The organism is Prauserella marina, assembly GCF_002240355.1.
Taxonomy (GTDB): domain Bacteria; phylum Actinomycetota; class Actinomycetes; order Mycobacteriales; family Pseudonocardiaceae; genus Prauserella_A; species Prauserella_A marina.
Window position 1 is genome coordinate 2,660,788 of sequence record NZ_CP016353.1, and the last position, 24,611, is coordinate 2,685,398.

Consider the following 24,611-nt stretch of genomic DNA (forward strand, 5'->3'; position numbering starts at 1 on the left):
GCCACGGCGAGCGAGGAACGTGCACATGGGCCCAGACACGGCCGAACTCAAGGAAATCGTCGACGGGGTGTACGCGTACGTGCAGCCGGACGGAACCTGGTGGGTCAACAACGCGGGTGTCGTCACCGGGGAAGGCGGCACGCTGGTGGTCGACACGTGTGCCACCGCGCGCCGCACTCGCCGGTTTCTCGGTCTCGCGGCGGACGTCACGGGGGACGCTGCACCGCGCTGGGCGGTGAACACGCATCAGCACGGTGATCATGCCTATGGCAACTCATTGCTCCCCGCCTCGACGGTGCTGATCGGGCACGAGGCCATGCGCGCCGCCCTCGCGGTCGACCCGCTGATCGACGCGTGCCCGCCGGTGTGGTCGCCGGTGCCGGATTGGGGCCAGGTGACCAGGAGACTGCCCGATGTCGTCATGCGTTCGGACCTCGTGCTGTACACGGGAGGACGGCGATTGGAACTGCGGCACCCCGGGTACGAGGCGCACACGCCGGGCGACGTGATCGTGTGGTTGCCGGAGGAGAAAGTCCTCTTCGCCGGCGATCTCGTGTTCAACGGGCTGACGCCGATGATGGGTATGGGTTCGTGCGCGGGTGGCCTGCGCGCGCTCGCCTGGCTGGAATCGCTGCGCCCGGATCACGTCATTCCCGGTCATGGCCCCGTTTTCGGCGGCGCCGACGTCGAGGAACTGTTCGGCACGATCGCGGCCTACTACCGGCTTGTTCTGGAGACGGCCGAGGCGGGACGGCGGGACGGCCTGAGTCCGCTCGATGCCGCACGGCGGTGCGATCTTGGTGAGTTCGCGGCGTGGCCCGACAGCGAGCGTCTCGTACTGAACCTGCATCGCGAGTACGCCCTGGCCGAGGGAAAGGGCCCGGACTTGGCGGCGGCGCTCGCCGACGCGGTGGCCTACAACGGCGGCCCGATGCGTACCTCGGTGTGACCCGGCACGGGCGCGTGTTCTGTCCCGGAATGAGATCCGCCGGGGAGCCCAGGGTTCCCGTGACGCGGGCGCGCGGGGCTCCGCCGGTGAATCCGGTCAGGTCAGGTCTTTGAGGCGTTCCAGGACGTTGGCCGGTACGAAGACCCCGTCCTCGTCGTCGGCGAGCTGTCGTAGCTGGGACCTGGTTGCCGGGTCGAGCTTCACTCCTTGAACTACGTAGCCTCCCTCGGTCCGGTACAGGGCTGGGCAACCGCCGCCGTCGCCGCTGCCATCTCCGCTGGCGGCGTCCTTCCAGAGGAACGTCAGTTCCATGTCAGGCCCTTTCTGGGGCCGATCCCTTGTGTCACGGATGATCCAACGTGGCATCACCGAGAGGATCTTGGCAATGGCTCGCGACGGCTTTCGCCCGAACAGCCTTATCGTGGCGGGGGATCGACTGCGCAGCGTCAACAGCGTCGCGGGTCTCCCTTGTCGTCCTTGAAACTCTGGAAGTCCAATGTGGACTTGGTCATGCCGGGTTCCGGGCTGCCGGTACGGGGGCGCCCGTGCGCGAGGTTCGCTCGCGCGGAGTAGCCGTCATCCGGCCGGTGGCCTCGGCCACAATGCTCGCCGCGCGCGGCGAGAGCGCTTGACAGGCCGGGGTGCGTCACGCGTATCGCCCACTGGGATCGAGGTATTTACTATTGGTTTACTTTTCGGGTGAGCTGTGGTCGTATGGGGCCAGAGGGGAGTACTTCGCGAAAGGCTTGCCGGTCAGTACGGACACTCCGTCAGTGTCCTCGGCAGCCGCCCTTGCGGGTGAAGGAGACCTCGAACGTGATGTTCGAGGAGGTCCTTGATGTCTGCCCCATCGGCCGTTGCGGCCGGTCCTGCCCAATCCGTTGGATCCGTCGGCTTGTGGCTGATCAGTATCGCGGTGCTGGTGGCCCTGCTGACCGCCGATTTCCTGGTCACCCGCCGCCCGCATGAGGTGCAGCTCAAAGAGGCGGTGGGCTGGTCGTTGTTCTACCTCGCGCTGCCGGTGGTGTTCGGGCTGTGGTTGTGGCTCGACGCGGGAACTCCCCAGGCGGTGGAGTTCTTCACCGGCTTCGTCGTCGAGAAGTCCCTTTCGGTGGACAACCTGTTCGTCTTCATGCTGCTGCTCACGGCGTTCGCGGTCCCACCAGCGGTGCAGCAACGTGTCCTGCTCTACGGCATCGCGGGTGCACTGGTGCTGCGTGGCATCTTCATCGCGGCTGGCGCCGCGTTGCTGGCCGCGGGCACGTGGGCTTTTCTCGTCTTCGGTCTCATCCTCTTCGCCTCCGCCTTGAAGATTCTCCACGAGGTGATGAGCAAGAAGGAGACCGAGAAGGACGTCTCGCAGATGCGCTCGGTTCGCTTGCTGCGCAAGTTGATGCCGGTCACCGACGACTACCGGGGAACAAAGCTGACAGTGCGGGAGAACGGGCGCCGCGCGCTCACGCCGCTGGCCGTGGTCGTGGTGGCCGTTTTCGCCGCCGACATCGTCTTCGCCGTCGACTCGGTGCCCGCGGTCTACGGCATCACCGACGATCCGTACCTCGTGTTCGCGACCAACGCGTTCGCCCTGCTCGGATTGCGGGCACTGTATTTCGTGCTGCGTTCGGTACTGGCCAAACTCGTCCACCTCAACCACGGGCTCGCGGTGATTCTCGGATTCATCGGGTTGAAGCTGGTTCTGCACTGGGCACACGGGATCTGGCCTGCCGTTCCGGAGATTCCCACTGCCCTGTCACTGGGGGTCATCATCGGCGTTCTCGGTGTGGTCACGCTGACCAGCATGCGGGCCCGCCGCCGTACTACCGCCGCCGGAACGTCCGGCGAGGACGCCGCCACCCGGCAGGGCTGAAAACATGGTCACCGCACAGCTCGTCAACGTGCTCGTCGACGTCGGCACCACCGTGCTCGTCCTGGTCGCCTTGGTGATCACCTGTGCGGCACTCATGCCGCCACGTCCGCCACGGTGACCGGAGCGAGGACAGCATCCACTCACGAAGGATGCCCGCGCCATCACGCGACAAACAGGGAAAGAATGGTTCCGTCGATCGAGTCTGCCCGCGTTGTGGGTGGTGATGCGCCGTAGTCCAATGACAAGGGACCGGTGACCCTTCGCCCATGTCAGGGAGGGCAAGCATCGATGCGTACCGGAAGGCGGGCCTGGTTCGCCGCGATCGCGGTGGCGGCATTCACGATGGCCGGTGCGTGTGACGGCTCCGACGGCGAAGGGCAGGACGCTGTGGGCGAGGCGGAGGCCGCGGAAGCGGCCAACGCCTTGCCCCGCGGCGATTTCTACGCGGCGGAACCGACGCCGGACCAACCGGGAACGGTCGTGCGATCGGAATCCTTCGCCGACTGGTCGCTGGAAGATGGCATGCGCGGCACCAGGATGATCTACGACTCGCGTTCCGCGAGGGGTGAGCCGGTGGTCACCTCGGCAGCGGTCGTCACGCCGGACGGGGAGCCTCCGAGGGGAGGCTGGCCCGTCATCGCATGGGCGCACGGCACCAGTGGTGTCGCTCCACAGTGCGCGCCGACCCTGATGAAAGACCTGTACTACGGCGAGGTCATCAAGGAATACGTCAAGCGCGGATACGCCGTCGTCGCGACCGACTACTCCGGACTCGGCGCTGGCAAGGGGCACGAGTACATCACCATGCAGGCCAACGCCAACGACGTCCGGTACTCGGTCGCCGCGGCGAGGCAGGCCGTCGACGGCCTGGCGGAGCGCTGGATCGCGGTCGGCCATTCCCAGGGAGGGCAGGCCGCGTGGGGCGCGGCGCGGCAACAGGCGGCCGAACCGGTCGGCGAGTTGCTGGGTGCCGTCGCCCTCGCGCCGGCGACGTCGCTTGACAGGTCGGGCGCCGCGATCAGGAACGCGGCGGGCTCGGCAGCGTATCTGCCCTACATCGGCTACACGCTCGCCGAGCAGTACCCGGGCTTCAAGCCGGAGGACATCCTCACCGAGGCGGGAATGCGGCACTACGACCGCTACGTCAAGGAAGGGTGCCTCCCACTGGCGGTCGCGCTCACCGGCGACGCGACGCCAGCGCAATTCCTCAAGCCCGGCTGGCTCGGCAACCCTTCGGTGCGCGAGTTCATCGAGCGCAACCGCTATGCGAACGAGAAGACGGCGGTGCCCCTGTTCGTCGCGTCGGGGGCCAAGGACGTCTCGGTCGCACCGGCGACCGTAGCCGAGACGGTCGCCGAGCAGTGCGCCCACGAGACAGCGGTGGAGTACACGGAATACCCCGGAACCCACGACGAGTTGATCGGCGAATCCAGTGCGGACGTGATGCGCTGGATCGCCGACCGGTTCGCCGGAGTGCGACCGCCGCCGGGCAACTGCGGGTGAAGACGATCCGCGAGACGGCGGGCGATGGCTATCCTCTGCCGGTGAGTACGGGTGGTGAACTACGGCTGCGCCTGCTCGGCGAGGCCGACGAGATTCCGTTCAGGGCGGCGCACAGGGCGATGCTCGACGAGGGATTCGAGTTCGGATGGGGGCTACGGGAAGAACTGGAGTGGTCCGCTTATCTGCGGCTGCTGGCCGATCAGCGGGACGAGCGAGGGCGCAAGGAGGGGACGGTGCCCGCGACTCTGCTCGTCGCCGAGGTCGGCGGCCGGATCGTGGGCAGGACTTCGGTGCGGCACACGCTCGACGATGCGCTGCTCCGGGTGGGCGGGCACATCGGCTACGCGGTGCTGCCGCCCTACCGGCGGCGCGGATACGCGACCGAGATCCTGCGCCAGAGCGTGATTGTCGCCAGATCGCTGGGGGTGGACCGGATTCTCGTGACGTGTGATGAGGACAACGCGGCTTCGGCGACCGTCATCGAAGCCAACGGCGGGCGATGGGAAAACACGCTGCCCGCCGGGCCGGGCAGGCCGGGCAAGCGCCGCTACTGGATCGGCTGACTCCTTGTGGCCGCGCGGTTGGCGGACGACGAGATCGGGATATCCCCGCTTATGCGGGGAGGACCGAGATACGCCGTGGCCGGTGTGGTTGCTGTGGGGAAGACCTCCGCTCGCGCGGGGAAGACGCTCGTCGGATGTCGGCCAGCTCGGCGCGAGCGGGGAACACCCCCGCTCGCGCGGGGAAGACCTAATGATCAGGTGAACAAGCTTCGCGAGCACCGGAACACCCCCGCTCGCGCGGGGAAGACACGGGGCAAGGAAGGGCCGAGCTGACCCGGACGGGAACACCCCCCGCTCGCGCGGGGAAGACAGCCCCGGTTCGGTGGTAGACCACCGACCTGACCGGAACACCCCCGCTCGCGCGGGGAAGACGCTGGCTGACGGTCGATGAGGCGACGATCAACGGGAACACCCCCGCTCGCGCGGGGAAGACCCGCGTTTGAACCTCGCATCATAGTCATTCCAGGGAACACCCCCGCTCGCGCGGGGAAGACTGCCGGACACCAGCACCACACCGGTACCGCCGGGGAACACCCCCGCTCGCGCGGGGAAGACGGTGTCTCTCTCGGTGCTCACCGGTCCTCCAGCGGAACACCCCCGCTCGCGCGGGGAAGACTCCCACATCCGCCGATGCGACCTCACAGCCTTCGGAACACCCCCGCTCGCGCGGGGAAGACACCCGATGACCGGTGTACCGCCGTCGTATCGGACGAACACCCCCGCTCGCGCGGGGAAGACACACTTCCTGACCAGCAACTTTACCCCACCCTGAATCGATAATGCGTGACTGAATTGATCTTGCGAGGACAGAAACAGCCAGCAGCCGAAGCCGAAAGAAAGACGAACCACCACGACCCACTGGCACCAGCGCTGCCCGGCCGCCGCTGCCACATGCGGACGCCGGGCCTATTGTCGGGTCGCGGCGCCACGCGCCCGCACGGGCCGGGTGCCGGATCGAGGAGAACACCATGGTTTCGCGCACGTCGGAGAGTAGCGGCGGCCAGAGGGAACAGGCGCTCGGGCGGCGCGAACGCAAGAAGCTGGCCACCCGCGCCGCGGTGCAGGAAGCCGCCGTGCGGCTCGCGGTGCGATTCGGCGTCGAGAACGTCACGGTCGAGCAGATCGCCGCCGAGGCCGACATCGCGCTGAGGACGTTCTTCAACTACTTCCCCAGCAAGGAGCACGCGCTGGTTGCCTTCACCGCATCCGGCGCCGACGCGCTCGTCGAGGCGTTCCGCGCCCGGCCCGCGACGGAGTCGGTACTGGACGCGATCAGGGGCTCCGTGCTCGTGGTGATGTCGGAGAACATCTCGGCGAGCAGGACGCACATCGACGCGCTGCGACTGATCAGCGAGGCACCGTCGCTGTGGCCGCATCAGCTCGCGATCCTCACCGGCTACGAGAAGGCACTCGCCTCGGCGATCGCGGAGCGCGGCGAGCCGGACGGGCTGTACGCCTCGGTGTGCGCGGCGGCGTCGATCGCCGCACTGCGGGTCGTCGTCGCCCGGTGCCTTGCCCGCTCCGGCTCCGGCGCCTTCTCGCTGGAAGAGTTTCGCTCCGAGTTCGACAAAGCCCTGGCCGAACTCGGCGCCGGTCTCGACCGGCCTCCGGGAACGTGACCGGCCGGGTCTTTTCCGGTTCAGTAGGCGAAGTCCCACCTGCTGGCGCCGTGCGGTTCGGCTGAGGCCACCCCGATGGCGGTGTCGAGGGTCAGCCGGTAGAGGTGCCACGGCGGCGGGCCCGCGCTGGGTGCGCTGAACGGGGCGGTGAAGGCGTCACCCCGCACGGTGGCAGGCCGGCCGCCGTCCCGGTACACCGCCGCCACCCGCTCCAGCGTGGCGGAGTCGGTGACGCGCCTCGCCTCGCCCTCCAGCACGAGGTCGATGCCACGCAGACTCACCGACACGGTGCACGCCGCGTTCGCGGCCAGATTGCGCGATCTGCGTGCCCCTGGGCCGCCCGTGAAGTACAACGCGTCGTCCACCCAGACGGCGCCGACCCCCGCCGAATGCGGGCGGCCGTCGGGACGCACGGTGGAGACGAAGAACGTCAGCATTTCCTTTGGCGTATCGCTGGCCATGATGTCTCGCGCACGGCTCCACGGCAGTTGTGCCGAGCCGTACCGGTCGAGGTTGGTGGTCGAGGTCGGTTCCTTCATCGTGTGTGTCATACCTCCGCGTCGAACGGGCGGCGCCCGGATCGACACCCGCCACATCAGGAATATCGGACGTGGGTTCCTCGTGTGACACACGAGACTCGCCGTCGTGTCACGAATGCGGTGCCGGGGAAGTCCTCAAGACGTAGGCATGGGAAAGGGAGCGAACCATGAAAATCGTCGTCATCGGTGGCACCGGCCTGATCGGCTCGAAGGTGGTCGCCCTGCTCGGCAGCCAGGGCCACGATGCCGTTGCCGCTTCTCCGGCGACCGGGGTGAACACCATCACCCGGGAGGGAGTGGCCGATGCGCTGCGCGGGGCGGATGTGCTCGTGGACGTGTCGAACTCGCCGTCGTTCGCCGACGCCGACGTGCTCGCCTTCTTCGGCACGTCGACGCGCACCCTGATCGAGGAGGCCGGCGGCGCGGGCGTGGGCCATTACGTCGCGCTGACCGTGGTGGGCACACGGCGGCTGGCGGCGTCGGGGTACTTTCGGGCCAAGGTGGACCAGGAGAATCTGATCGCGGCCTCGGGCCTGCCGTACTCGCTCGTGCACGCGACCCAGTTCTTCGAGTTCGCGGGCGGGATCGCCGAAGGCGCGACCCTGGACGGCGCGGTCCGGCTTTCCGGCGCGAGCGTGCGGCCCATCGCGGCGGGTGATGTCGCGGCGATGGTCGTCGATGTCGCAGTAAAGCCGCGCGGCGGTGCGCTTGAGGTGGCCGGTCCCGAGGTGCTCGGTCTCGACGAATGGGTCCGCACCGTGCTGGCGGCCCGCGGTGACACCCGCAAGGTCGTCGTCGATCCGGAGGCGGCCTATTTCGGGGCTCGGCTGAGACAGGACAGCCTCCTGCCGGGGCCGGACGCCGAGATCGCGCCGACCAGGCTCGCCGACTGGCTCGCGCTCGACCAGCGCTGACCGAGAAAGGAACGGAATGAACCACCCCGAGAAGCAGCTCGCCACGTCCGTACTGGTGATCGGCACCGGAGGGGCGGGACTGCGTGCCGCCATCGAACTCGCCGAGCGCGGCGTCGACGTTCTGGTGCTCGGCAAACGACCCAAGTCCGACGCCCACACCACGCTGGCAGCCGGCGGAATCAACGCCGCGTTGTCCACAATGGATAAAGAGGACACCTGGGCGCAGCACGCGGCCGACACCATCAAGGAGAGCTACCTGCTCGCCCATCCGGACATCGTGCGCGTCGTCACCGAGAACGGCCCGCGCGGGATCGCCGACCTCGAACGTTGGGGAATGCCGTTCGCGCGGGAGGACGACGGGCGCATCTCGCAGCGGTTCTTCGGCGCGCACACCCACCGGCGCACCGCTTTCGCGGGCGACTACACCGGGCTGGAGATCCAGCGGACGCTGGTGAACAGGGCGGCGCTGCTGAACGTTCCCGTGCTCGACACGTGTTATGTCACGCGGATTCTGGTCAAGGACAACGCCGTTTTCGGCGCGTATGGCTTCGACATCGGGACGGGACAACGGTACGTGATCCACGCCGATGCCGTGGTTCTCGCCGCGGGCGGGCACACCCGGATCTGGCGGCGCACGTCGTCGCGGAGGGACGAGAACACGGGCGACGCTTTCCGGCTCGCCGTGCTCGCGGGCGGGCGGATCAGAGATCCCGAACTCGTGCAGTTCCATCCCTCCGGCCTGATCGAACCGGAGAACGCGGCCGGAACTCTCGTGTCGGAGGCGGCGAGGGGAGAGGGCGGCATCCTGCGCAACGCCGATGGCGAGCGGTTCATGGCTCGCTACGACCCAGATCGCCTTGAACTGTCCACACGCGACCGGGTCGCGCTCGCGGCCTACACCGAGATCAAGGAGGGGAGGGGAACACCACGGGGCGGGGTCTGGCTCGACGTGTCGCACCTCCCGCGCGAGACGATCATGAACCGGTTGCCGAGGGTCTACCAGACGCTGCTGGAATTGCAGATGCTCGACATCACCAGTGATCCGGTCGAGGTCGCGCCGACCGCGCACTACTCCATGGGCGGCGTGTGGGTACGGCCGGAGGATCACGGCACCGGCGTCGACGGCCTCTACGCCATCGGGGAGGCCTCCAGCGGGCTGCACGGCGCCAACCGGCTCGGTGGCAACTCGCTCATCGAGTTGCTGGTGTACGGGCGGATCGTCGGCGAGGAGGCCGCGCGTTACTCGGCACGGCTGCCCGCCCAGCGCCGGTCGAAGGAGGCACTGGCACTGGCCCGTGCGGAGGTCGACGAGCTGCTCGCCGCGGACGGCCCGGAAAACGTGCGTGCCCTGCAACGGGCGTTGCGCGACACCATGACCGAGCACGCCGGGGTGGTGCGCGACGAGACCGGGCTGCGCGCGGGACTCGCCGAACTCGACGAGATCGAGCGACGGATGGCGGGTCTCGGTGTGCATCCCGATCGCGCGGGATACACCGACCTCGCGCATGCCTTCGATCTCAAGGCTTCCGCGCTAGCTGCGCGGGCCACGATGGAGGCCGCGCTGGAGCGGCGGGAGACCCGGGGCTGTCACAACCGCGCCGATTACCCCGAACTCGATCCCGCGCTGCGGGTGAATCTGGTCTGGTCGGGGCCGGGAAAGGTGGAGCGGGAGGAACTGCCGCCGGTCCCGGACGAGATCGCCGCGCTGATGAGGGAGGTCTCCAGCGAGGGGAAGCTCGTCGAGTGACAGATCGCGTCAGTGACATGTCCTGGCGCGGTTTCACCGGCATCCCTTCTGTTCACATCGTGGTATCGGTGGGGACGGCCGCGCGGGAACCCATTACGCTGGTGAGAGGCCGAGAGGCGCTGCAACGGACCCGTGGTCCGCCACGCTCGGCCTGGTCGAATCGCAGCAAGGGCGCCTCCCAGCAGAGGGAGGAAGCCGGTGGACACCATCTCGGCACTACGTCGGATCCTGGACGAGCGAGTCGCCGTGCTCGACGGCGCGTGGGGAACCTCGTTGCAGAACGCGGGCCTCACCCCCGCCGACTACCGAGGTGACGGCCTCGTTGGCGCCGACCACCCGCAGGACGTCACGGGCGATCCCGACCTGCTCAACCTCACGCGGCCCGACCTGATTCTGGACGTGCACCGAGGTTACTTCGCGGCCGGTGCCGACATCACCACGACGAACACGTTCACCGCGACCAGCATCGGCCAGGCCGACTACGGGCTGCAACACCTGGTCAGGGAGATGAACCTGCGGGGAGCCGCGCTGGCGAGGCAGGCGGCTGACGAGGCGGGCGGCGGGTTCGTCGCGGGCTCGATCGGCCCGCTGAACGTCACCCTGTCGCTGTCGCCGAACGTCGACGAGCCCGCCTACCGCGCGGTGACCTTCGACGACGTCCGCGACTCCTACGCCGAGCAGATCGCCGCGCTCGCCGAAGGCGGTGTCGACCTGCTGCTCGTCGAGACGATCTTCGACACGCTCAACGCCAAGGCCGCGATCGCCGCCGCCCGTGAGGTCGCGCCGCACCTGCCGTTGTGGATCTCGGTGACGATCGTCGACCTGTCGGGACGCACCCTTTCCGGCCAGACCGTCGAAGCGTTCTGGAACGCGATCGAGCACGCTGACCCGCTGATCGTCGGCGTCAACTGCTCGCTCGGTGCCGCCGAGATGCGCCCGCACGTCGAGCAGCTGGCCAAGCTGGCGGGCACCTACCTCGCCTGTCACCCCAACGCGGGCCTGCCCAACGCCTTCGGAGGTTACGACCAGACCCCGGAGGAGACCGCGGGGTTGCTCGCCGAGTTCGCCACGTCGGGAATGGTGAACGTGGTCGGTGGCTGCTGCGGAACCGGTCCCGAGCACATCGCCGCGATCTCGGCCGCCGTGAAGGGCACGGCGCCGAGGGCCGTTCCCTCACCGAGCACGCTTGCCCGCTTCAGCGGGCTCGAACCGTTCGAGATCGGCCCCGACACCGGGTTCGTCATGATCGGCGAACGCACCAACGTCACCGGCTCGGCCCGGTTCCGCAGACTGGTCGAGTCAGGGGCATACCAGGACGCGGTCGCCGTCGCGCTCGATCAGGTCAGGGGCGGGGCGAACGTACTCGACGTGAACATGGACGCCGACCTGCTCGACAGCGAGCAGGCGATGACGACGTTCCTGAATCTGATCGCCACCGAGCCCGAGGCGGCCAGGATCCCGGTCATGATCGACAGCTCGCGGTGGAGCGTCCTCGAAGCCGGGCTGAAATGCGTGCAGGGCAAGGGAATCGTCAACTCGATCAGCCTCAAGGAAGGCGAGGAGCAGTTCCTGCGGCAGGCCCGCCGGATCAGGGACTACGGCGCGGGCGTCGTCGTCATGGCCTTCGACGAACAGGGGCAGGCCGACACCACGGAGCGCAAGGTCGAAATTTGTGGCCGTGCCTACGACCTGCTCACCGGGGAGGCAGATTTTCCTCCGGAGGACATCGTCTTCGACCCGAACGTGCTCGCCGTGGCGACGGGTATTTCCGAGCACAACGGTTACGCGAAGGCGTTCATCGACGCGCTGCCACTCATCAAGCGGCGCTGCCCAGGCGCGCGCACGAGCGGCGGCATCTCGAACCTCTCGTTTTCCTTCCGTGGCAACAACGTCGTGCGGGAGGCGATGCACTCGGCCTTCCTGCTGTACGCGATCCGCGCCGGACTGGACATGGGCATCGTCAACGCGGGCCAGCTCACGGTGTACGAGGACATTCCGGCCGATCTGCTCGAACTCGTCGAGGACGTGTTGTTCGACAGGCGCGACGATGCGACCGACCGGCTCGTCTCCTTCGCCGAGACGGTGAACGACAGCGGTCGCGGTCGCGCGAGCACGGTGGACCTGTCCTGGCGGGACGCCCCGGTGGAACAACGGCTGCGGCACGCGCTCGTGCACGGCATCGTCGACTACATCGAGGAGGACACCGAAGCGGCCCGTCTTTCCCGCTCTCGTCCGCTCGACGTGATCGAGGGACCGTTGATGGACGGGATGAAGACGGTCGGCGACCTTTTCGGCGCGGGCAAGATGTTCCTGCCACAGGTGGTCAAGAGCGCACGGGTGATGAAACGTTCCGTGGCCTACCTCGAACCGTTCATGGAGGAGGAGAAGGAAAGGTCGCGGCAAGCCGGTGACGTTGAACAGGACCGGGGGCAGGGCACGATCGTGCTCGCGACCGTGAAGGGCGACGTGCACGACATCGGCAAGAACATCGTCGGTGTCGTGCTGGGCTGCAACAACTATCAGGTGATCGACCTCGGCGTGATGGTGCCTGCCTCGGTGTTGCTCGACACCGCGATCGCCGAAAACGCCGACGCCGTCGGGGTTTCCGGGCTGATCACGCCCTCACTCGACGAGATGGTCGGCGTCGCGGCGGAGATGCAGCGGCGCGGGCTGAAGATCCCGCTGATGATCGGTGGCGCGACGACGTCGAAGCAGCACACCGCTGTGCGCATCGCTCCCGCCTACGAGCAGACCACGGTGCACGTGCTCGACGCGTCGAGGGTCGTCGGCGTCGTGTCGGACCTGCTCGATCCGGGCAGGTCGGCGGCGCTGGCCGAGACGACCCGCGCCGATCAGCAACGGTTGCGCGAACAGCACGAGAAAAGGCAGCACCGCCCGATGCTCGCCCTCGAAAAGGCGAGAGCGAACCCGGAGAAGGTGCCGTTCGACGACGTGCCCGTGCCCTCGTTCACCGGAGCCCGGATCGTGGAACCCGGTCTGGCGGCCGTGCGCGAGATGATCGACTGGCAGTTCCTGTTCCTCGCGTGGGAAGTCAAGGGCAAGTACCCGGCGATTCTCGATCAGCCGGTGGCAAGGGAACTGTTCGACGACGCGAACACGATGCTCGACCAGATCCTCGCCGACGAGAGCCTTCAGGCCCGGGGCGCGTACGGGTTCTGGGAAGCGCACAGCGAGGGAGACGACATTCTGCTCGGCAACGGAGTGCGGTTCCCGATGCTGCGCCAGCAGACCGTGAAACCCAGCGGCAGGGCGAACCGGTGCCTCGCCGACTACATCGCGCCTGCCGGTGACCACCGTGACTACCTCGGAGGGTTCGCGGTGGCCATCCACGGGGCACAGGAACTGGCCGCACACTACGAGAAGCAGCACGACGACTACAAGGCGATCATGGTCAAGGCGCTGGCCGATCGGCTCGCGGAAGCCTTCGCCGAACTTATCCACCTGAGGGCGCGCCGCGAATGGTTCGAACCGGAGGCGCGGCCGTCGCTTGAGGACCTGCACGCCGAACGGTTCAGGGGCATCCGTCCCGCGCTCGGCTACCCGGCCAGCCCCGACCACAGTCAGAAACGGGAGCTGTTCGATTTGCTCGGTGCCGAGGACATCGGGCTCGGTCTGACCGAATCCTTCGCCATGACGCCCGCGGCCAGCGTCAGCGGCCTGATCTTCGCCCACCCGGCATCGCGGTACTTCACCGTGGGACGGCTCGGCCGCGATCAGGTCGAGGACTACGCGCTGCGGCGGGGCGTCGCGCGCGTAGAGGTCGAGAAGTGGCTCCGGCCCAATCTGGACTACACGCCGGACGCGTGAGCGCTGGATTGGGTAACCGGCCCGCGACCGTCCGTGCTCACGCCTGAGAACGGACGGTCACTCCTCGGGCAGGAATGACTTCATGTCGTGATCGACCGGGGCCGGCGGCGCCTTGGTTCGGTCAGGACAGCGCCGCCGGGTCCCGCTATGAACTCGGCCACCGCGAGGGTCGCGCGTTGCCGGGCGGTGACCGGATCGCATGCTCGGGACTGGGGTCGGAAATCAGGCAACCTGACTGGTGGGACGGCGATTTTTCCCTTGTGCCAACATCCATAAACGTCCATTGTGGATAACGGAACGAGAACGCCCGGCAACTTGCGAAAATCCGGCTGACGAGTCAGTAGGCTTGCGCCAATCGCAAGGGGGCACTACTGTCGCCCGGCATGGCCGAGACCGACTATTTGCGAACGCGGGTACGAAGTCTCATCCCGGAGAAACCGGGGGCACAGCGCGAGTTCGCCAAGGCGATCGGTCTGGACGAGACCAAGCTGTCCAAATCGCTCAAGGGGACCCGCCGGTTCTCCTCGCACGAGCTCGTGCACATCGCCGAGCACGCGGGTGTGACGGTGAACTGGTTACTCAACGGCAGCGACGAGGCTGCCACCGTGACGGCGATTCCCGTGGCGCGCCCGGCCGGTGAGATCGCGGAATGGCGGCAGCCGGAACGACGTAGGCGCATTCTCGAAACCGCGTGGGAGCTGATCGCGACGCGCGGTTATCACCACGTGCGGATCGCCGACATCGCCAGCGCGTGCGGCACGAGCACGGCAACCATCCACTACTACTTTCCCACCAGGGAAGAAGTGCTCAACGAAGCGTTGCGGCGCAACGTGAAACTCGCGTTCGACCGGCAGGTCGCCGAGTTGCACACGGTCGGCAGCGCCCACGAACGACTGGTGCGGCTCGTGGAACTACAGTTGCCGACGGCCGGACTGCTCAGGGACGAGTGGTCGGTGTGGTTGCAGGTGTGGAACGAAACCGCGCTGAATCCGGCGATGCGCGAGTTGTACTGGGATTCCTATGATCGCTGGTTCAACACCATCGCCATGACCATCCGAAATGGACAAGAGCAGGGAGTGTTCCGCGAGCGGGACTCCCGCGAAATCACCACCCAGCTCACCGCCCTCATCGACGGGCTGGGAATCCAGGTGCTCACCGGAAAACCCGGAAGCTCGGTGGACTCCATGCGAGAGCACCTGAGGGACTTCATCGACCGCAACATTGTCAAGGGAGGACAATGAACAGCGAGGTCATCATCACCTGCGCGCTGACCGGCGCGGGCGACACCGCGGGCAAGAGCGAGCACGTTCCGGTCAGCCCGGAACAGATCGCCGCCTCGGCCGTCGAGGCCGCCAACGCGGGAGCCGCCGTCGTGCACATCCACGTGCGCGACGTGGAAACCGGCAAGGGCTCCCGGGATGTCGCGCTGTATCGGGACGTCGTGCGCAGGGTCGCCGACAGCGGGGTCGACGTGGTCGTCAACCTCACCGCCGGAATGGGCGGCGACCTCGTGCTCGACGACGAGGACCCGCTCAAGCCGGTCGACGGAACCGACCTCGTCAACGCGAACGACCGGTTGCCGCACGTCGAGGAGCTGCTTCCGGACATCTGCACCCTCGACTGCGGTTCACTGAACTTCGGCGAGGGGCACCAGCTTTACGTGTCCACACCGGACATGCTGCGCGCCGGAGCCAAGCGCATCCAGGAACTCGGCGTCAAACCGGAACTGGAGATCTTCGACACCGGTCAGCTCTGGTTCGCGACCAAGATGATCGAGGAAGGCATCATCGACCCGCCGCCGCTTTTCCAGCTGTGTATGGGAATTCCCTACGGCGCGCCCGCGAATCCCGAACTCTTGCAGACGATGGTGAACATGCTGCCCGACGGTTCGCAGTGGGCCTCCTTCTCGATCGGCCGCGACCAGTTGCCGTGGGTAGCGCACTCGGCGTTGCTCGGCGGTCACGTCAGGGTCGGACTTGAGGACAATCTCTACCTCAGCAAGGGCGTGAAGGCGACCAACGGCCAGCTCGTCGAACGCGCGGTCGGCATCGTCGAAGGACTCGGGGCGAAGATCGCCTCCGCTGAAGACGCGCGCAGGATCCTGAACCTGAGGGGAGCTCGGGGTGCCTGAACCGGACGAGGTCACCACGGTCGCGTGCATCGGCGCGGGAGTGATCGGCGGTGGCTGGGTCGCGCACTTCCTCGCCAAGGGGTTCCGGGTGCGCGCATGGGATCCCGCGCCCGACGCCGAGCGGCGGCTCGGCAGGCTGGTGGAGGCCGCGTGGCCCGCCCTGACCGAACTCGGTCTCGCCGAGGGTGCCTCGCGCGACAACCTCACGGTCCTGCCGACTCTCGCCGAGGCGGTCGAGGGCGCGGAGTTCGTGCAGGAGAGCGCGCCGGAGGACCTGGCGGTGAAGCGCACCCTGCTCGCCGACATCGCCGCAGCCGCCCCGGAAGGGGTGGTGATCGCATCGTCCACATCGGGCTACGGCATGAGCGAGATGCAGACCGAGGCCGCGACACCGGGCCGCCTCGTGGTCGGGCACCCGTTCAACCCGCCCTACCTGATCCCGCTCGTCGAGGTCGCCGGTGGCACGCGCACCGAGGCGTGGGCGGTCGACTGGGCGAGCCGGTTCTACCGCCAGGTCGGCAAAACCGTCATCACGATGGACAACGAGCTGCCCGGCTTCATCGCCAACCGGTTGCAGGAGGCGCTGTGGCGCGAAGCGCTGCACATGGTCGCCAACGGCGAGGCCACGGTGGAACAGATCGACACCGCGATCACCGACGGTCCGGGCCTGCGCTGGCCGGTGCACGGGCCGTGCCTGACGTTTCACCTCGCCGGCGGCGAGGGCGGCATGGCGCACATGCTCGACCACTTCGGACCCTCGCTCAAGGCACCGTGGACAAGGCTGGAGGCACCCGAGCTCACCCGGCGGTTGCGCGACGACATGGTCGACGGCTGCGAAACGGAGGCGGGGGAGCGGTCGATCGCCGACCTGGTCGCGGAACGGGACCGGGCGATCATCGCCGTGCAGCGGGCGGTCCGTGCCAGTAGGGAAACCACGTCGTGAGTGAACCGCTGGAGTATCACGACACCGTCAGGGACGAGTGGATCGACTACAACGGACACTTGAGCGAACCGTTCTACGTCATGGTGTTCGGCTTCGCGACCACCAACCTGATGGACCATGTCGGGCTCGACGAGCGTTACCGCGCCGAGACCGGTCGCTCGCTCTACACCGTCGAGGCGCACGTGCGCTATCTGCGCGAGGTCGGCCGAGACGCTGCGTTGCACGTCACCACGTTCGTTCTCTCCGTAGGGGAGAAGAAAGTCCGCCTGTGCCACGAGTTGAGAGTGGACGGTGAGCTGGTGGCAACGGAGGAACTGCTGGCGATTCACGTCGCGGGAGCCAGAGCGGCGCCACTGGCCGAGGACATCGCCGACCGGCTGCGAAGACATCGATTACCCGCCCCCGGCTACGCGGGGCGAGCCATCAGTTCCTGACCCTCGGGGTCCCTACCGGAAGCTCGACTTCATGTCGTTTGACAAACATATTTCTCGAAGGAAATTCCTTGTCGGCAGCGCCGTCCTCGCGGGGTCGGTGCCACTACTTTCCGCTTGTGGCGGGCGATCGAGCGCCGTCACGGTGCCAACCGGGCCGCCCCGTCGCGGTGGCACCCTGCGGGTGGGCATCACCGGCGGTGGTGCCTCCGACACCCTCGACCCGCACATCCCCGCGACGAGCCCGGACATCGCGCGAGTCCGCAACCTCTACGAACCGCTGCTCTACCGCGACCACGAGTACCGGATCGAAATGCTCGTCGCGGAGTCGCTCACTTCCTCGCCCGACGCGAAGACCTGGACGGCGACCCTGCGCCAGGGCATCAAGTTCCACGACGGGAGGCCGGTGACGCCCGACGACGTCATCGCGACCTTCCGCCGGATCATGGATCCCGACGATCCCAAGAGCGGCGCGGCGAGCCTCACCATGCTCGGCGAGGTCGTGGCGAAGGGGGACAGGCAGGTCGAGTTCCGGCTCACCGAGCCCTCCACCGTCTTCGACGACTACCTCGCGCAGTACCACCTCGGCATCGTGCCAGCCGACTTCTCCGTCGACCGCCCGATCGGAACGGGACCGTTCAGGGCCAAGGATTTCACGGCGGGTCTGCAAAGCGCGTTCGTGCGCAATGAGCACTACTGGCGTTCCGGCGAGCCCTATCTCGACGAACTCGTGCTGATCAACTTCACCGAGGACGACGCGCGCATCAACGCGCTGCTTTCGTCCCAAGTGGACGCGATCGACCAGGTTCCCGTCGCGCTGGTCGACGTCCTGCGCAGCGACGAGCGGCTGCGCGTGCTGAGCGCGCAAACCGGAACCTGGCTGCCGTTCACGATGCGCGTCGACCGTCCACCGTTCGACGACGTCCGGGTGCGTCAGGCGCTGCGGCTCATCGTCGACCGCGAGCAGATGATCAACCAGGTCCTCAGCGGACAGGGCAGGATCGGCAACGACCTGTACTCGCCGTTCGACCCCGCCTACGCGAGCGAACTGCCGCAGCGTACGCAGGACATCGCCGAGGCGCGGCGCCTGCTCACCGAGGCGGGACATCCGAACCTCGACATCGAACTGGTGACCGCGCCGATCCAGGCGGGCGCCGTCGAAGCGGCACAGGTGTTCCAGCAGCAGGCGAAGGCGGCCGGAGTCACCATCCGGCTGCGGCGGCTGGACACGACGACCTTCTTCGGCGAGAACTACCTGAGCTGGGATTTCGCGCAGTCCTTCTGGTACACGCGCAACTATCTGCCCCAGGTTGCCTCCGGTGCGCTGCCCGAGGCCCCCTACAACGAGACACATTGGAACGACCCCGAGTTCCTCGACCTCGTCAAGCGCGCCGACCGCACGGTGGATCAACAGGAGCGCGACGAACTGCTCAAGCAAGCACAGCGCATCGAGTACGAGCGCGGCGGGAACATCATCTGGGGCTTCATGAACCAGGTCGACGCGTTCCAGGTGTACGTGGCGGGGCTCGTGCCCGACCGCACGGGGCTTCCGCTTTCCGGTTATTCGTTCCGCGAAGTGTGGCTCGGCTGAGGAGGTGAGTTCATTGTCCCGATTGATCATCAAGAGGCTGCTGGTCAGCCTCGGGGTGCTGTGGCTGGTGACGGTTCTGGTGTTCGTCGCGACGTTGCTGCTTCCCGGTGATCCCGCTCGCGCGATCCTCGGCCAGCAGGCGACGCCGGAGCGCATCGCCGCGCTGCACGACCAGCTCAACCTCGACGCCCCGGTGTGGGAGCGCTACCTGAGCTGGCTTGGCGGCGTGTTCACCGGTGACCTCGGTACGTCCACGGCGTCGCAGGGCCCCGTCAACGACCTGCTCGGCGACCGCATCGGCGCCTCGCTGGTGTTGCTGGTGACCGCCGCGGTGCTGAGCACGCTGATCGGGCTCGCGCTGGGAACCTGGACGGCGGTCAAGCGAGGACGGGCCGCGGACCACACGGTGTCCGGCATCAGCCTCGTCATCGCCGCGCTGCCCGAGTTCGTGATCGGTGTCGCGCTCATCGTTCTGCTGTCGACGACTGTGTTCCCGTTGCTGCCCTCGGTGACGCTCGCGCCGCCGGGTGAACCGGTGTGGTCGCAGCCAGCCCAGCTGATCTTGCCGGTGCTGACGCTCACCCTCGTCGTCACGCCCTACATCACGAGGATGATGCGGGCCACGATGAGCGAGGTGCTCGATAGCGGCTACGTCGAAATGGCGCGGCTCAAGGGAATTCCGGAACGAACCGTGCTGACGCGGCACGCGCTCCCGCACGCGATCGGCCCCGTGGCGCAGGTGATCGCGCTGCAACTGGCCTGGCTCGCCGGAGGGGTCGTCGTGGTGGAGTTCCTGTTCCGCTATCCCGGGATCGGGCAGGCGCTCATCGACGGCGTGAACAACAGGGACGTCGAGGTGGTGCAGGCGATCACGCTGATCATCGCCGCGGTCTACATCGTGGTGAACCTGCTCGCCGACATCGTCGGCATCCTGACCAATCCGAAGCTGCGGACCGAGGTGGCGCGATGAGTAACAAGTCCACTGTGTTCCGTCGCGCGCTTTCCCTGCCACAGGCCAAGATCGGGCTCGTGCTCACCGCGGTCGTCGTACTGCTTGCCGTGCTCGGTCCCTGGCTGGGACCGTGGCTCACCGGTCACGAAGCGACGGGTTTCGCCGGTAAACCGTTCCAGTCCGACGGCGTCGCAGGAACCGACGGGCTCGGCCGCGACGTACTGACCCGGTTCCTCGCCGGTGGTTCGACACTGTTGCTCTACGCGGTGCTCGCCACGGCGCTCGGCGTCGTACTCGGTACCGCGCTCGGCATGCTCGCCGGGTACACCGGGGGCAGGCTCGACAGCGTGCTCATGCGCGGCAACGACGTGCTGTTGTCGTTCCCGCAGCTGGTGTTCGCGCTCCTGGCCATCGCGATGCTCGGGCCGCAGGGCTGGCTTCTCGTCGTGGTCATCGGCATCACGCACGCGCCTCGCGTGGCGAGGGTCGCGCGGCAGGCCACCGTCGCGGTGAAGGACAGTGACTACATCAAGGCCGCGCAGTTGTACGCGATGCCGCGACGGCGCATCCTGCTGCGAGAAGTGCTGCCGAACATCACGGGCCCGCTCATGGTGGAACTGGGCCTGCGGCTGACCTACTCCATCGGTTACGTCGCCTCGCTGTCCTTCCTTGGGCTCGGGATCCAGCCACCGACGGCCGACTGGGGCCTGATGATCAACGAGAACCGCATCGCGCTGGTCGTGGAGCCGTGGGGCGTGCTGCTTCCGGTCCTCGCGATCGCGGTGCTCACGGTGGGCACGAACCTCGTCACCGACTCGCTGGCGTCCGCCGCCGCCGGTAAGGAAAAGGTCGCGAGCAGGGAGAAGGAGGTCGCCGCATGACGACGCAGGTCGCCGTCACCAACGCACTCGACGTTCGCGAACTGAGGGTGGATACCGTCGCGGGCTCGCCCGTGCTCAAAGGCGTCTCGTACGCGATCGCACCGGGTGAGGTGCTCGCGCTGGTCGGTGAGTCGGGCTCTGGCAAGACCACGGCGGGACTCGCCGCGCTCGGCCATTTCCGCAGGGGGCTCGTTTCCGCGGGCGGCACGATCGTGGCCTGCGCGAGGGACGGGCAGCCGGTGGACGTACTCGGCCTTGGCGACCGCGAGCGCAGGGCGGTGCGCGGGCACACGCTCGCCTACGTACCGCAGGATCCGGCGCTCTCGCTCAATCCCGCGCTGCGGATTGGCCGCCAGATCAGCGAAGTGCTGGAGGTGCACGACTACGGATCCTCCGAAGAGGAGCGCGAGGCGCGGGTCGCCGAGGTGCTGGAGGAGGTCGGGCTCCCGAGCGACGAGGCGTACCGGAACCGCTACCCGCACCAGCTTTCCGGCGGCCAGCAGCAGCGGGTTGGCATCGCCATGGCGTTCGCGTGCAGGCCCAGCGTCGTGGTACTCGACGAACCGACCACGGGCCTCGACGTGACGACGCAGACGCTCGTACTGCGCACCGTCGCCGCGCTGACCGCCGAACACGGTGTCGCCGCGCTTTACATCACGCACGACCTCGCCGTGGTGGCCGCCATCGCCGACCGGGTCGCCGTGATGCGCGGCGGCGAGATCGTGGAGAGCGGTACCACCGAAGCGGTGCTGCGCCGTCCTTCCCACGCCTACACGCGGGAACTCGTCGACGCGGTCCCGGATCTCGACGGTGGCGGGGGCCTTCCTGTCCCCGACGGTGCCACGCGGACACTGCGGGTCACGGACCTTTCGGTTTCCTACGGCGAGAACAAGGTGCTGCGGGACGTCTCCCTGACCGTCCACTCGGGAGAGTGCCTGCTGTTGCTCGGCGAGTCCGGATCGGGCAAGACGACGCTGTCGCGGTCCGTGGCCGGGCTCAACGAACACCACACCGGCACGGTGGAACTGCACGGTACGGAACTGGCGCCATCGACCCGGCGGCGTTCGGCCGATCAATTGCGCGCCGTGCAGTACGTGTTCCAGAGTCCATACTCGTCACTGAACCCCCGCCGCACCATCGCACAGTCGGTCGAGGTGCCGCTGGAGATGCTTACCGAGCTGGACAGGGCCGAGCGGCGGGAGCGAGTGGAGGTGACCCTGGACAGGGTCAGACTGAGCCGCGAGCTCGCGCGCAGGCTGCCCGATCAGCTCAGCGGTGGTGAACGTCAGCGGGCGGCGATCGCCAGGGCACTGGTCACCACCCCCGAGGTGTTGTTGTGCGACGAGGTCACCTCCGCGCTGGACGTCTCGGTGCAGGCGACCATCATCGACCTGCTGTGTGAGCTGAGAGCCGAGCTGGGTACCGCGATGGTCTTCGTGACGCACAACATCGCGCTGGCGCGGCACGTCGCCGACCGGATCGCGGTGCTCAGAGGCGGAGAGCTGGTCGAGACCGGCGCCGTCGACGAGGTGCTGCGCGATCCCCAGCACGAGTACACCCGCCAGTTGCTCGCCAACACACCGAGGATGTGAGCATGCCGGTCACCGGAACGACCCTGCCCGGTTTCGAAAGGGTCCGGGACGTCTTCGAAGACGTCGTCGCCGGAAGCCGTGGCGGCGCGGGGTTTTCCGTAGTGCGGCGCGGCGAAGTGCTTGTGGACCTGTGGGGAGGGCTCGCCGATCCTGAGCGCGGGAAGCCGTGGCGGGAGGACACGCTGTGCGTGTTGTTCTCCGGAACCAAAGGGGTGGTGGCCGCCGCCGTCGCCGCGCTCGGGGTGCTCGACCCGGACGTCGAGGTGTGCCAGTACTGGCCGGGCTTCACCGAGGGCGTACTGGTGCACCACGTACTCGACCACACCGCCGGACTGCCCTATGTGGATGGTGCGCACGATCTTCTCGACAGCAGGACGTGCGCTGACCTGCTCGCTCGTCAGGATCCACTGTGGACTCCGGGGAGCAGGGTCGCCTACCACGCGCTGACCTACGGCTACCTCGTGGACGAGTTGCTGCGCAGGACGACGGGCAAATCCGCCGGTGAGCTGGTCGCCGAGGTGCTTGCCGGGCCGCACGAGCTGGATCTGCACCTCGGCACCCCCGCCGCGCTCGACCAACGCGTCGCCTTGCTCCGGCGGGCGCCGGACTACCGGATCAGCACGTTCCTGGACGACCCTGACCGGCGCCGGATCGTCGAGCGGATGTACTCAGGGTTGCTCGACTCCGACGAGCTGATCAACTCGGTCAGGTATCGCAGAGCCGGGCTTGCCGCCGGTGGCGCGACCGGCACGGCGCGGGCGATGGCCACGCTCTACGCGCTGCTCGCCGACGACCGTATCGGTTCACCTGACGCGCTCGCGCGCGCCACCCGAACCTGGTCGCGGGGAACCGACGTGATCAACGACCGACCGGTCCACTTCGGACTCGGATTCGAGCTTGCCGATTCCATCGGCACCTACGGTCCGGCCGCGAACGCCTTCGGGCATTCGGGCGCGGGCGGAGGGCGCAACGGGGCATGGCCCGACGCCGGGATCGGATTTTCGTTCGTCAGCAACGAGATGCGGGCCGAAAACGCGGACGGAAGAGCCGACCGGCTGCTCGCCGCCGTGCACGAGGCGCTGTGATCAGAGCCCGGTCCACAGTGTCTCGACGTCGAGCACGCGGTTGCGCCGCAGGGTGAGCACCCGTTCCGTCGCGGCGAGCGCGCCCGCGGTGATCAGGCTGATGTTGAGCCACATCGGCAGCACGACCGGAGAGGTGAAGGTCCCGACGTTGTCGGCGATCTTCGGAATCGTGGTCAGCAGCTCCAGTGCCTGCGGGACGGCGAGTACGAGATTGACGGCCAGTACCGCGATGGCCAGCCAGGCGATCGCCGTGCTGAGCAGGGGATGGCGGCGGGCGAGCCTGCCGCGCAGGTCCTCTGCCGTGCCCCGAGCCGGGGTCAGGCGCCGCTCTTCGCCGTCGTCGCGAACCAGGTGCGCCCTGGTGACTCCGTAGAGCCCGGCGTCGACCTCGACCCTGCCGCCCGGAACGGCGAAGGCCACTGGCAGTTCGCCTCGCGCGTGGAGCAGCCCGTCGCGGTACAACTCGGCCGCGCCGTCCTCGTCGGAGAGGTCGACGTCCACCGTCCACGTGTGGTCGGCGAAGCCGATCGTGTAGAGCCAGCGATGGAGTACCTGGCTCCGCCGGAACGGCCGGAGCCGTTTCTCCTCCACCTGATCCGAACAGGAGAACACGTCGAAGGGGGCCACGGTTCCTCCCCGGTTGCGTGGTTCGTGCTGACACCCCGAGTAGAAGCCATGCCGTAACGGCACACTCAACCCCGCTTGTCGGTGACCTGTGCCACAGGTGGTCAGCCGGGTTCGTCGGTGTCCGCGCGCAGACGCCGGACCCGCAGCAGCACATCCCGTTGTGCCGCGTTGTAGAGCTCGTTGATCGCCACGTCGATGGTGCGTGCGGCATCGTGCGGCCCGCTGGGTTCGGAGGCTAGCGGTTCCCGCAGCTCCGGGTGCCGCGCGCGCAGTTCGCGGCCGTAGGCGACGAGCCGCAGCGCCAGCTCCTGCCGAGTGCTCTCGTCGGCGTCGGCGGGAAGCGCGTCGAACTCGGCGGTCTCGGGCCCGCTCGGCTCCGTCCGCAGCAGGTTCGTGTAGGCGTTGATCGTCGACGGGCTGACCACCTGCGCCATCACGGTGAGCAACGCGCGGCCGGGGCTGTCCAGCTCGGCGTCCTCGGCCACGGTGGCGAGCTCGGGCGGCAGGTCGGTGGGCGCGCCGTTCCGCCTGAGCACGGCGATCTCGGCACGCACGCGCTGTAGCCGCTCGATCGTCGCGGCCAGCTCCTCGTCCAGCGCGTCGAGTGCTTCCGGGGAGTGCTCTTCGGCCTCGCCCATGTCGGCGATCCGGGAAAGCGAGAACCCGAGCGCGGTGAGGCGTTTGATCCGCAGGATCCGCACGAGGTGCGCGACGCCGTAGCGTTTGTAGCCGTTGGCGGCGCGTTCCGGCTCGTCGAGCAGGCCGACCTCGTGGTAGTGCCGCACTGCCCGCAGGGTCGTACCGGCGAGCTGCGCCACCTCGCGCGTGCTCCAGGCCAAAACGGTCCCT

At 67.9% G+C, this 24,611-nt stretch carries 22 protein-coding genes, 1 CRISPR repeat array and 1 riboswitch; of the genes, 17 read left to right on the forward strand and 5 right to left on the reverse strand.

From position 1 onward, the window contains the following. Positions 1 to 25: 25 nt before the first annotated feature. Complete coding sequence (locus BAY61_RS12380) at positions 26 to 949, forward strand: MBL fold metallo-hydrolase (RefSeq protein WP_091797215.1); 924 nt, start codon at positions 26 to 28, stop codon at positions 947 to 949. A gap of 96 nt (positions 950 to 1,045) precedes the next feature. Here the strand turns inward: BAY61_RS12380 and BAY61_RS12385 are convergent, their stop codons facing one another. Continuing rightward, positions 1,046 to 1,261, reverse strand: coding sequence for a lipid A biosynthesis lauroyl acyltransferase (locus BAY61_RS12385; RefSeq protein WP_091797217.1), 216 nt, complete (start codon positions 1,259 to 1,261; stop codon positions 1,046 to 1,048). A gap of 134 nt (positions 1,262 to 1,395) precedes the next feature. Continuing rightward, positions 1,396 to 1,599, reverse strand: a complete 204-nt coding sequence (locus tag BAY61_RS33345; protein WP_146225274.1) for a hypothetical protein — start codon at positions 1,597 to 1,599, stop codon at positions 1,396 to 1,398. Between the two features lie 188 nt (positions 1,600 to 1,787). On the opposite strand from BAY61_RS33345, the gene BAY61_RS12390 reads away from it, so the two are divergent. From BAY61_RS12390 to BAY61_RS12405, 4 genes are all read left to right on the forward strand, one after another. Next, positions 1,788 to 2,816, forward strand: coding sequence for a TerC/Alx family metal homeostasis membrane protein (locus tag BAY61_RS12390; RefSeq protein WP_091797219.1), 1,029 nt, complete (start codon positions 1,788 to 1,790; stop codon positions 2,814 to 2,816). 288 nt (positions 2,817 to 3,104) lie between these two features. Continuing rightward, the gene (locus tag BAY61_RS12395; protein WP_091797222.1) at positions 3,105 to 4,319 is read left to right on the forward strand and encodes a lipase family protein; all 1,215 of its coding nucleotides are present in this window, start codon (positions 3,105 to 3,107) and stop codon (positions 4,317 to 4,319) included. A gap of 41 nt (positions 4,320 to 4,360) precedes the next feature. Next, the gene (locus BAY61_RS12400) at positions 4,361 to 4,882 is read left to right on the forward strand and encodes a GNAT family N-acetyltransferase (RefSeq protein ID WP_245866036.1); all 522 of its coding nucleotides are present in this window, start codon (positions 4,361 to 4,363) and stop codon (positions 4,880 to 4,882) included. Positions 4,883 to 4,979: 97 nt separating this feature from the next. Beyond that, positions 4,980 to 5,620: a CRISPR direct-repeat array (repeat unit 28 nt; unit sequence GGAACACCCCCGCTCGCGCGGGGAAGAC). A gap of 230 nt (positions 5,621 to 5,850) precedes the next feature. Continuing rightward, positions 5,851 to 6,501: a TetR family transcriptional regulator gene (locus BAY61_RS12405; protein ID WP_091797225.1), complete on the forward strand. Its 651-nt coding sequence runs from the start codon at positions 5,851 to 5,853 to the stop codon at positions 6,499 to 6,501. A gap of 20 nt (positions 6,502 to 6,521) precedes the next feature. Here the strand turns inward: BAY61_RS12405 and BAY61_RS12410 are convergent, their stop codons facing one another. Further along, on the reverse strand, positions 6,522 to 7,040 hold the full coding sequence (locus tag BAY61_RS12410) for a pyridoxamine 5'-phosphate oxidase family protein (RefSeq protein WP_091798810.1): 519 nt from the start codon (positions 7,038 to 7,040) through the stop codon (positions 6,522 to 6,524). A 167-nt stretch (positions 7,041 to 7,207) separates the two neighbouring features. Between BAY61_RS12410 and BAY61_RS12415 the strand changes: the two genes are divergently transcribed. The 12 genes from BAY61_RS12415 (at position 7,208) to BAY61_RS12470 (ending at position 23,135) form a co-directional block, all read left to right on the forward strand. Further along, positions 7,208 to 7,954: an SDR family oxidoreductase gene (locus tag BAY61_RS12415; protein ID WP_091797228.1), complete on the forward strand. Its 747-nt coding sequence runs from the start codon at positions 7,208 to 7,210 to the stop codon at positions 7,952 to 7,954. 16 nt (positions 7,955 to 7,970) lie between these two features. Next, entirely contained in the window at positions 7,971 to 9,701 is a 1,731-nt protein-coding gene (locus tag BAY61_RS12420) for an L-aspartate oxidase (RefSeq protein ID WP_091797231.1), read from the forward strand. 105 nt (positions 9,702 to 9,806) lie between these two features. Continuing rightward, a riboswitch (S-adenosyl-L-homocysteine riboswitch) is annotated at positions 9,807 to 9,885 on the forward strand. 14 nt (positions 9,886 to 9,899) lie between these two features. Next, positions 9,900 to 13,529 (forward strand): methionine synthase, encoded by a 3,630-nt coding sequence (gene metH, locus BAY61_RS12425; protein WP_091797234.1) that lies wholly within the window; start codon positions 9,900 to 9,902, stop codon positions 13,527 to 13,529. Between the two features lie 383 nt (positions 13,530 to 13,912). Further along, positions 13,913 to 14,770: a TetR/AcrR family transcriptional regulator gene (locus BAY61_RS12430; RefSeq protein ID WP_091797237.1), complete on the forward strand. Its 858-nt coding sequence runs from the start codon at positions 13,913 to 13,915 to the stop codon at positions 14,768 to 14,770. Next, a complete protein-coding gene (locus tag BAY61_RS12435) occupies positions 14,767 to 15,660 on the forward strand; it encodes a beta-keto acid cleavage family enzyme (RefSeq protein ID WP_091797240.1) in 894 nt (297 codons plus the stop codon). The genes BAY61_RS12430 and BAY61_RS12435 overlap by 4 nt, the downstream gene beginning before the upstream one ends. After that, on the forward strand, positions 15,653 to 16,603 hold the full coding sequence (locus tag BAY61_RS12440) for a 3-hydroxyacyl-CoA dehydrogenase NAD-binding domain-containing protein (protein ID WP_091797242.1): 951 nt from the start codon (positions 15,653 to 15,655) through the stop codon (positions 16,601 to 16,603). The genes BAY61_RS12435 and BAY61_RS12440 overlap by 8 nt, the downstream gene beginning before the upstream one ends. Further along, the gene (locus BAY61_RS12445) at positions 16,600 to 17,037 is read left to right on the forward strand and encodes a thioesterase family protein (protein ID WP_091797245.1); all 438 of its coding nucleotides are present in this window, start codon (positions 16,600 to 16,602) and stop codon (positions 17,035 to 17,037) included. The genes BAY61_RS12440 and BAY61_RS12445 overlap by 4 nt, the downstream gene beginning before the upstream one ends. Positions 17,038 to 17,068: 31 nt before the next feature. Continuing rightward, a complete protein-coding gene (locus BAY61_RS12450; protein ID WP_091797248.1) occupies positions 17,069 to 18,625 on the forward strand; it encodes an ABC transporter substrate-binding protein in 1,557 nt (518 codons plus the stop codon). 13 nt (positions 18,626 to 18,638) lie between these two features. Next, positions 18,639 to 19,595: an ABC transporter permease gene (locus BAY61_RS12455; RefSeq protein WP_091798813.1), complete on the forward strand. Its 957-nt coding sequence runs from the start codon at positions 18,639 to 18,641 to the stop codon at positions 19,593 to 19,595. Continuing rightward, positions 19,592 to 20,458, forward strand: a complete 867-nt coding sequence (locus tag BAY61_RS12460) for an ABC transporter permease (RefSeq protein ID WP_091797251.1) — start codon at positions 19,592 to 19,594, stop codon at positions 20,456 to 20,458. Before BAY61_RS12455 ends, BAY61_RS12460 begins: the two co-directional genes overlap by 4 nt. Then, positions 20,455 to 22,050, forward strand: coding sequence for a dipeptide ABC transporter ATP-binding protein (locus tag BAY61_RS12465; protein ID WP_091797254.1), 1,596 nt, complete (start codon positions 20,455 to 20,457; stop codon positions 22,048 to 22,050). The genes BAY61_RS12460 and BAY61_RS12465 overlap by 4 nt, the downstream gene beginning before the upstream one ends. 2 nt (positions 22,051 to 22,052) lie before the next feature. Next, positions 22,053 to 23,135 (forward strand): serine hydrolase domain-containing protein, encoded by a 1,083-nt coding sequence (locus BAY61_RS12470; protein ID WP_091797256.1) that lies wholly within the window; start codon positions 22,053 to 22,055, stop codon positions 23,133 to 23,135. Here the strand turns inward: BAY61_RS12470 and BAY61_RS12475 are convergent, their stop codons facing one another. Together BAY61_RS12475 and BAY61_RS12480 are read right to left on the reverse strand one after the other, a co-directional pair. Beyond that, positions 23,136 to 23,762 (reverse strand): hypothetical protein, encoded by a 627-nt coding sequence (locus BAY61_RS12475; protein ID WP_091797259.1) that lies wholly within the window; start codon positions 23,760 to 23,762, stop codon positions 23,136 to 23,138. 101 nt (positions 23,763 to 23,863) lie between these two features. Then, entirely contained in the window at positions 23,864 to 24,601 is a 738-nt protein-coding gene (locus tag BAY61_RS12480) for a MerR family transcriptional regulator (RefSeq protein ID WP_091797262.1), read from the reverse strand. Between the last annotated feature and the right edge of the window lie 10 nt (positions 24,602 to 24,611).

Coding starts and splice junctions, on each gene's coding strand:
- BAY61_RS12380 (WP_091797215.1), top strand. CDS start 26: ATGGGCCCAGACACGGCCGAACTCAAGGAAATCGTCGACGGGGTGTAC.
- BAY61_RS12385 (WP_091797217.1), bottom strand. CDS start 1,261: ATGGAACTGACGTTCCTCTGGAAGGACGCCGCCAGCGGAGATGGCAGC.
- BAY61_RS12390 (WP_091797219.1), top strand. CDS start 1,788: ATGTCTGCCCCATCGGCCGTTGCGGCCGGTCCTGCCCAATCCGTTGGA.
- BAY61_RS12395 (WP_091797222.1), top strand. CDS start 3,105: ATGCGTACCGGAAGGCGGGCCTGGTTCGCCGCGATCGCGGTGGCGGCA.
- BAY61_RS12405 (WP_091797225.1), top strand. CDS start 5,851: ATGGTTTCGCGCACGTCGGAGAGTAGCGGCGGCCAGAGGGAACAGGCG.
- BAY61_RS12410 (WP_091798810.1), bottom strand. CDS start 7,040: ATGAAGGAACCGACCTCGACCACCAACCTCGACCGGTACGGCTCGGCA.
- BAY61_RS12415 (WP_091797228.1), top strand. CDS start 7,208: ATGAAAATCGTCGTCATCGGTGGCACCGGCCTGATCGGCTCGAAGGTG.
- BAY61_RS12420 (WP_091797231.1), top strand. CDS start 7,971: ATGAACCACCCCGAGAAGCAGCTCGCCACGTCCGTACTGGTGATCGGC.
- BAY61_RS12430 (WP_091797237.1), top strand. CDS start 13,913: ATGGCCGAGACCGACTATTTGCGAACGCGGGTACGAAGTCTCATCCCG.
- BAY61_RS12435 (WP_091797240.1), top strand. CDS start 14,767: ATGAACAGCGAGGTCATCATCACCTGCGCGCTGACCGGCGCGGGCGAC.
- BAY61_RS12450 (WP_091797248.1), top strand. CDS start 17,069: ATGTCGTTTGACAAACATATTTCTCGAAGGAAATTCCTTGTCGGCAGC.
- BAY61_RS12460 (WP_091797251.1), top strand. CDS start 19,592: ATGAGTAACAAGTCCACTGTGTTCCGTCGCGCGCTTTCCCTGCCACAG.
- BAY61_RS12465 (WP_091797254.1), top strand. CDS start 20,455: ATGACGACGCAGGTCGCCGTCACCAACGCACTCGACGTTCGCGAACTG.
- BAY61_RS12470 (WP_091797256.1), top strand. CDS start 22,053: ATGCCGGTCACCGGAACGACCCTGCCCGGTTTCGAAAGGGTCCGGGAC.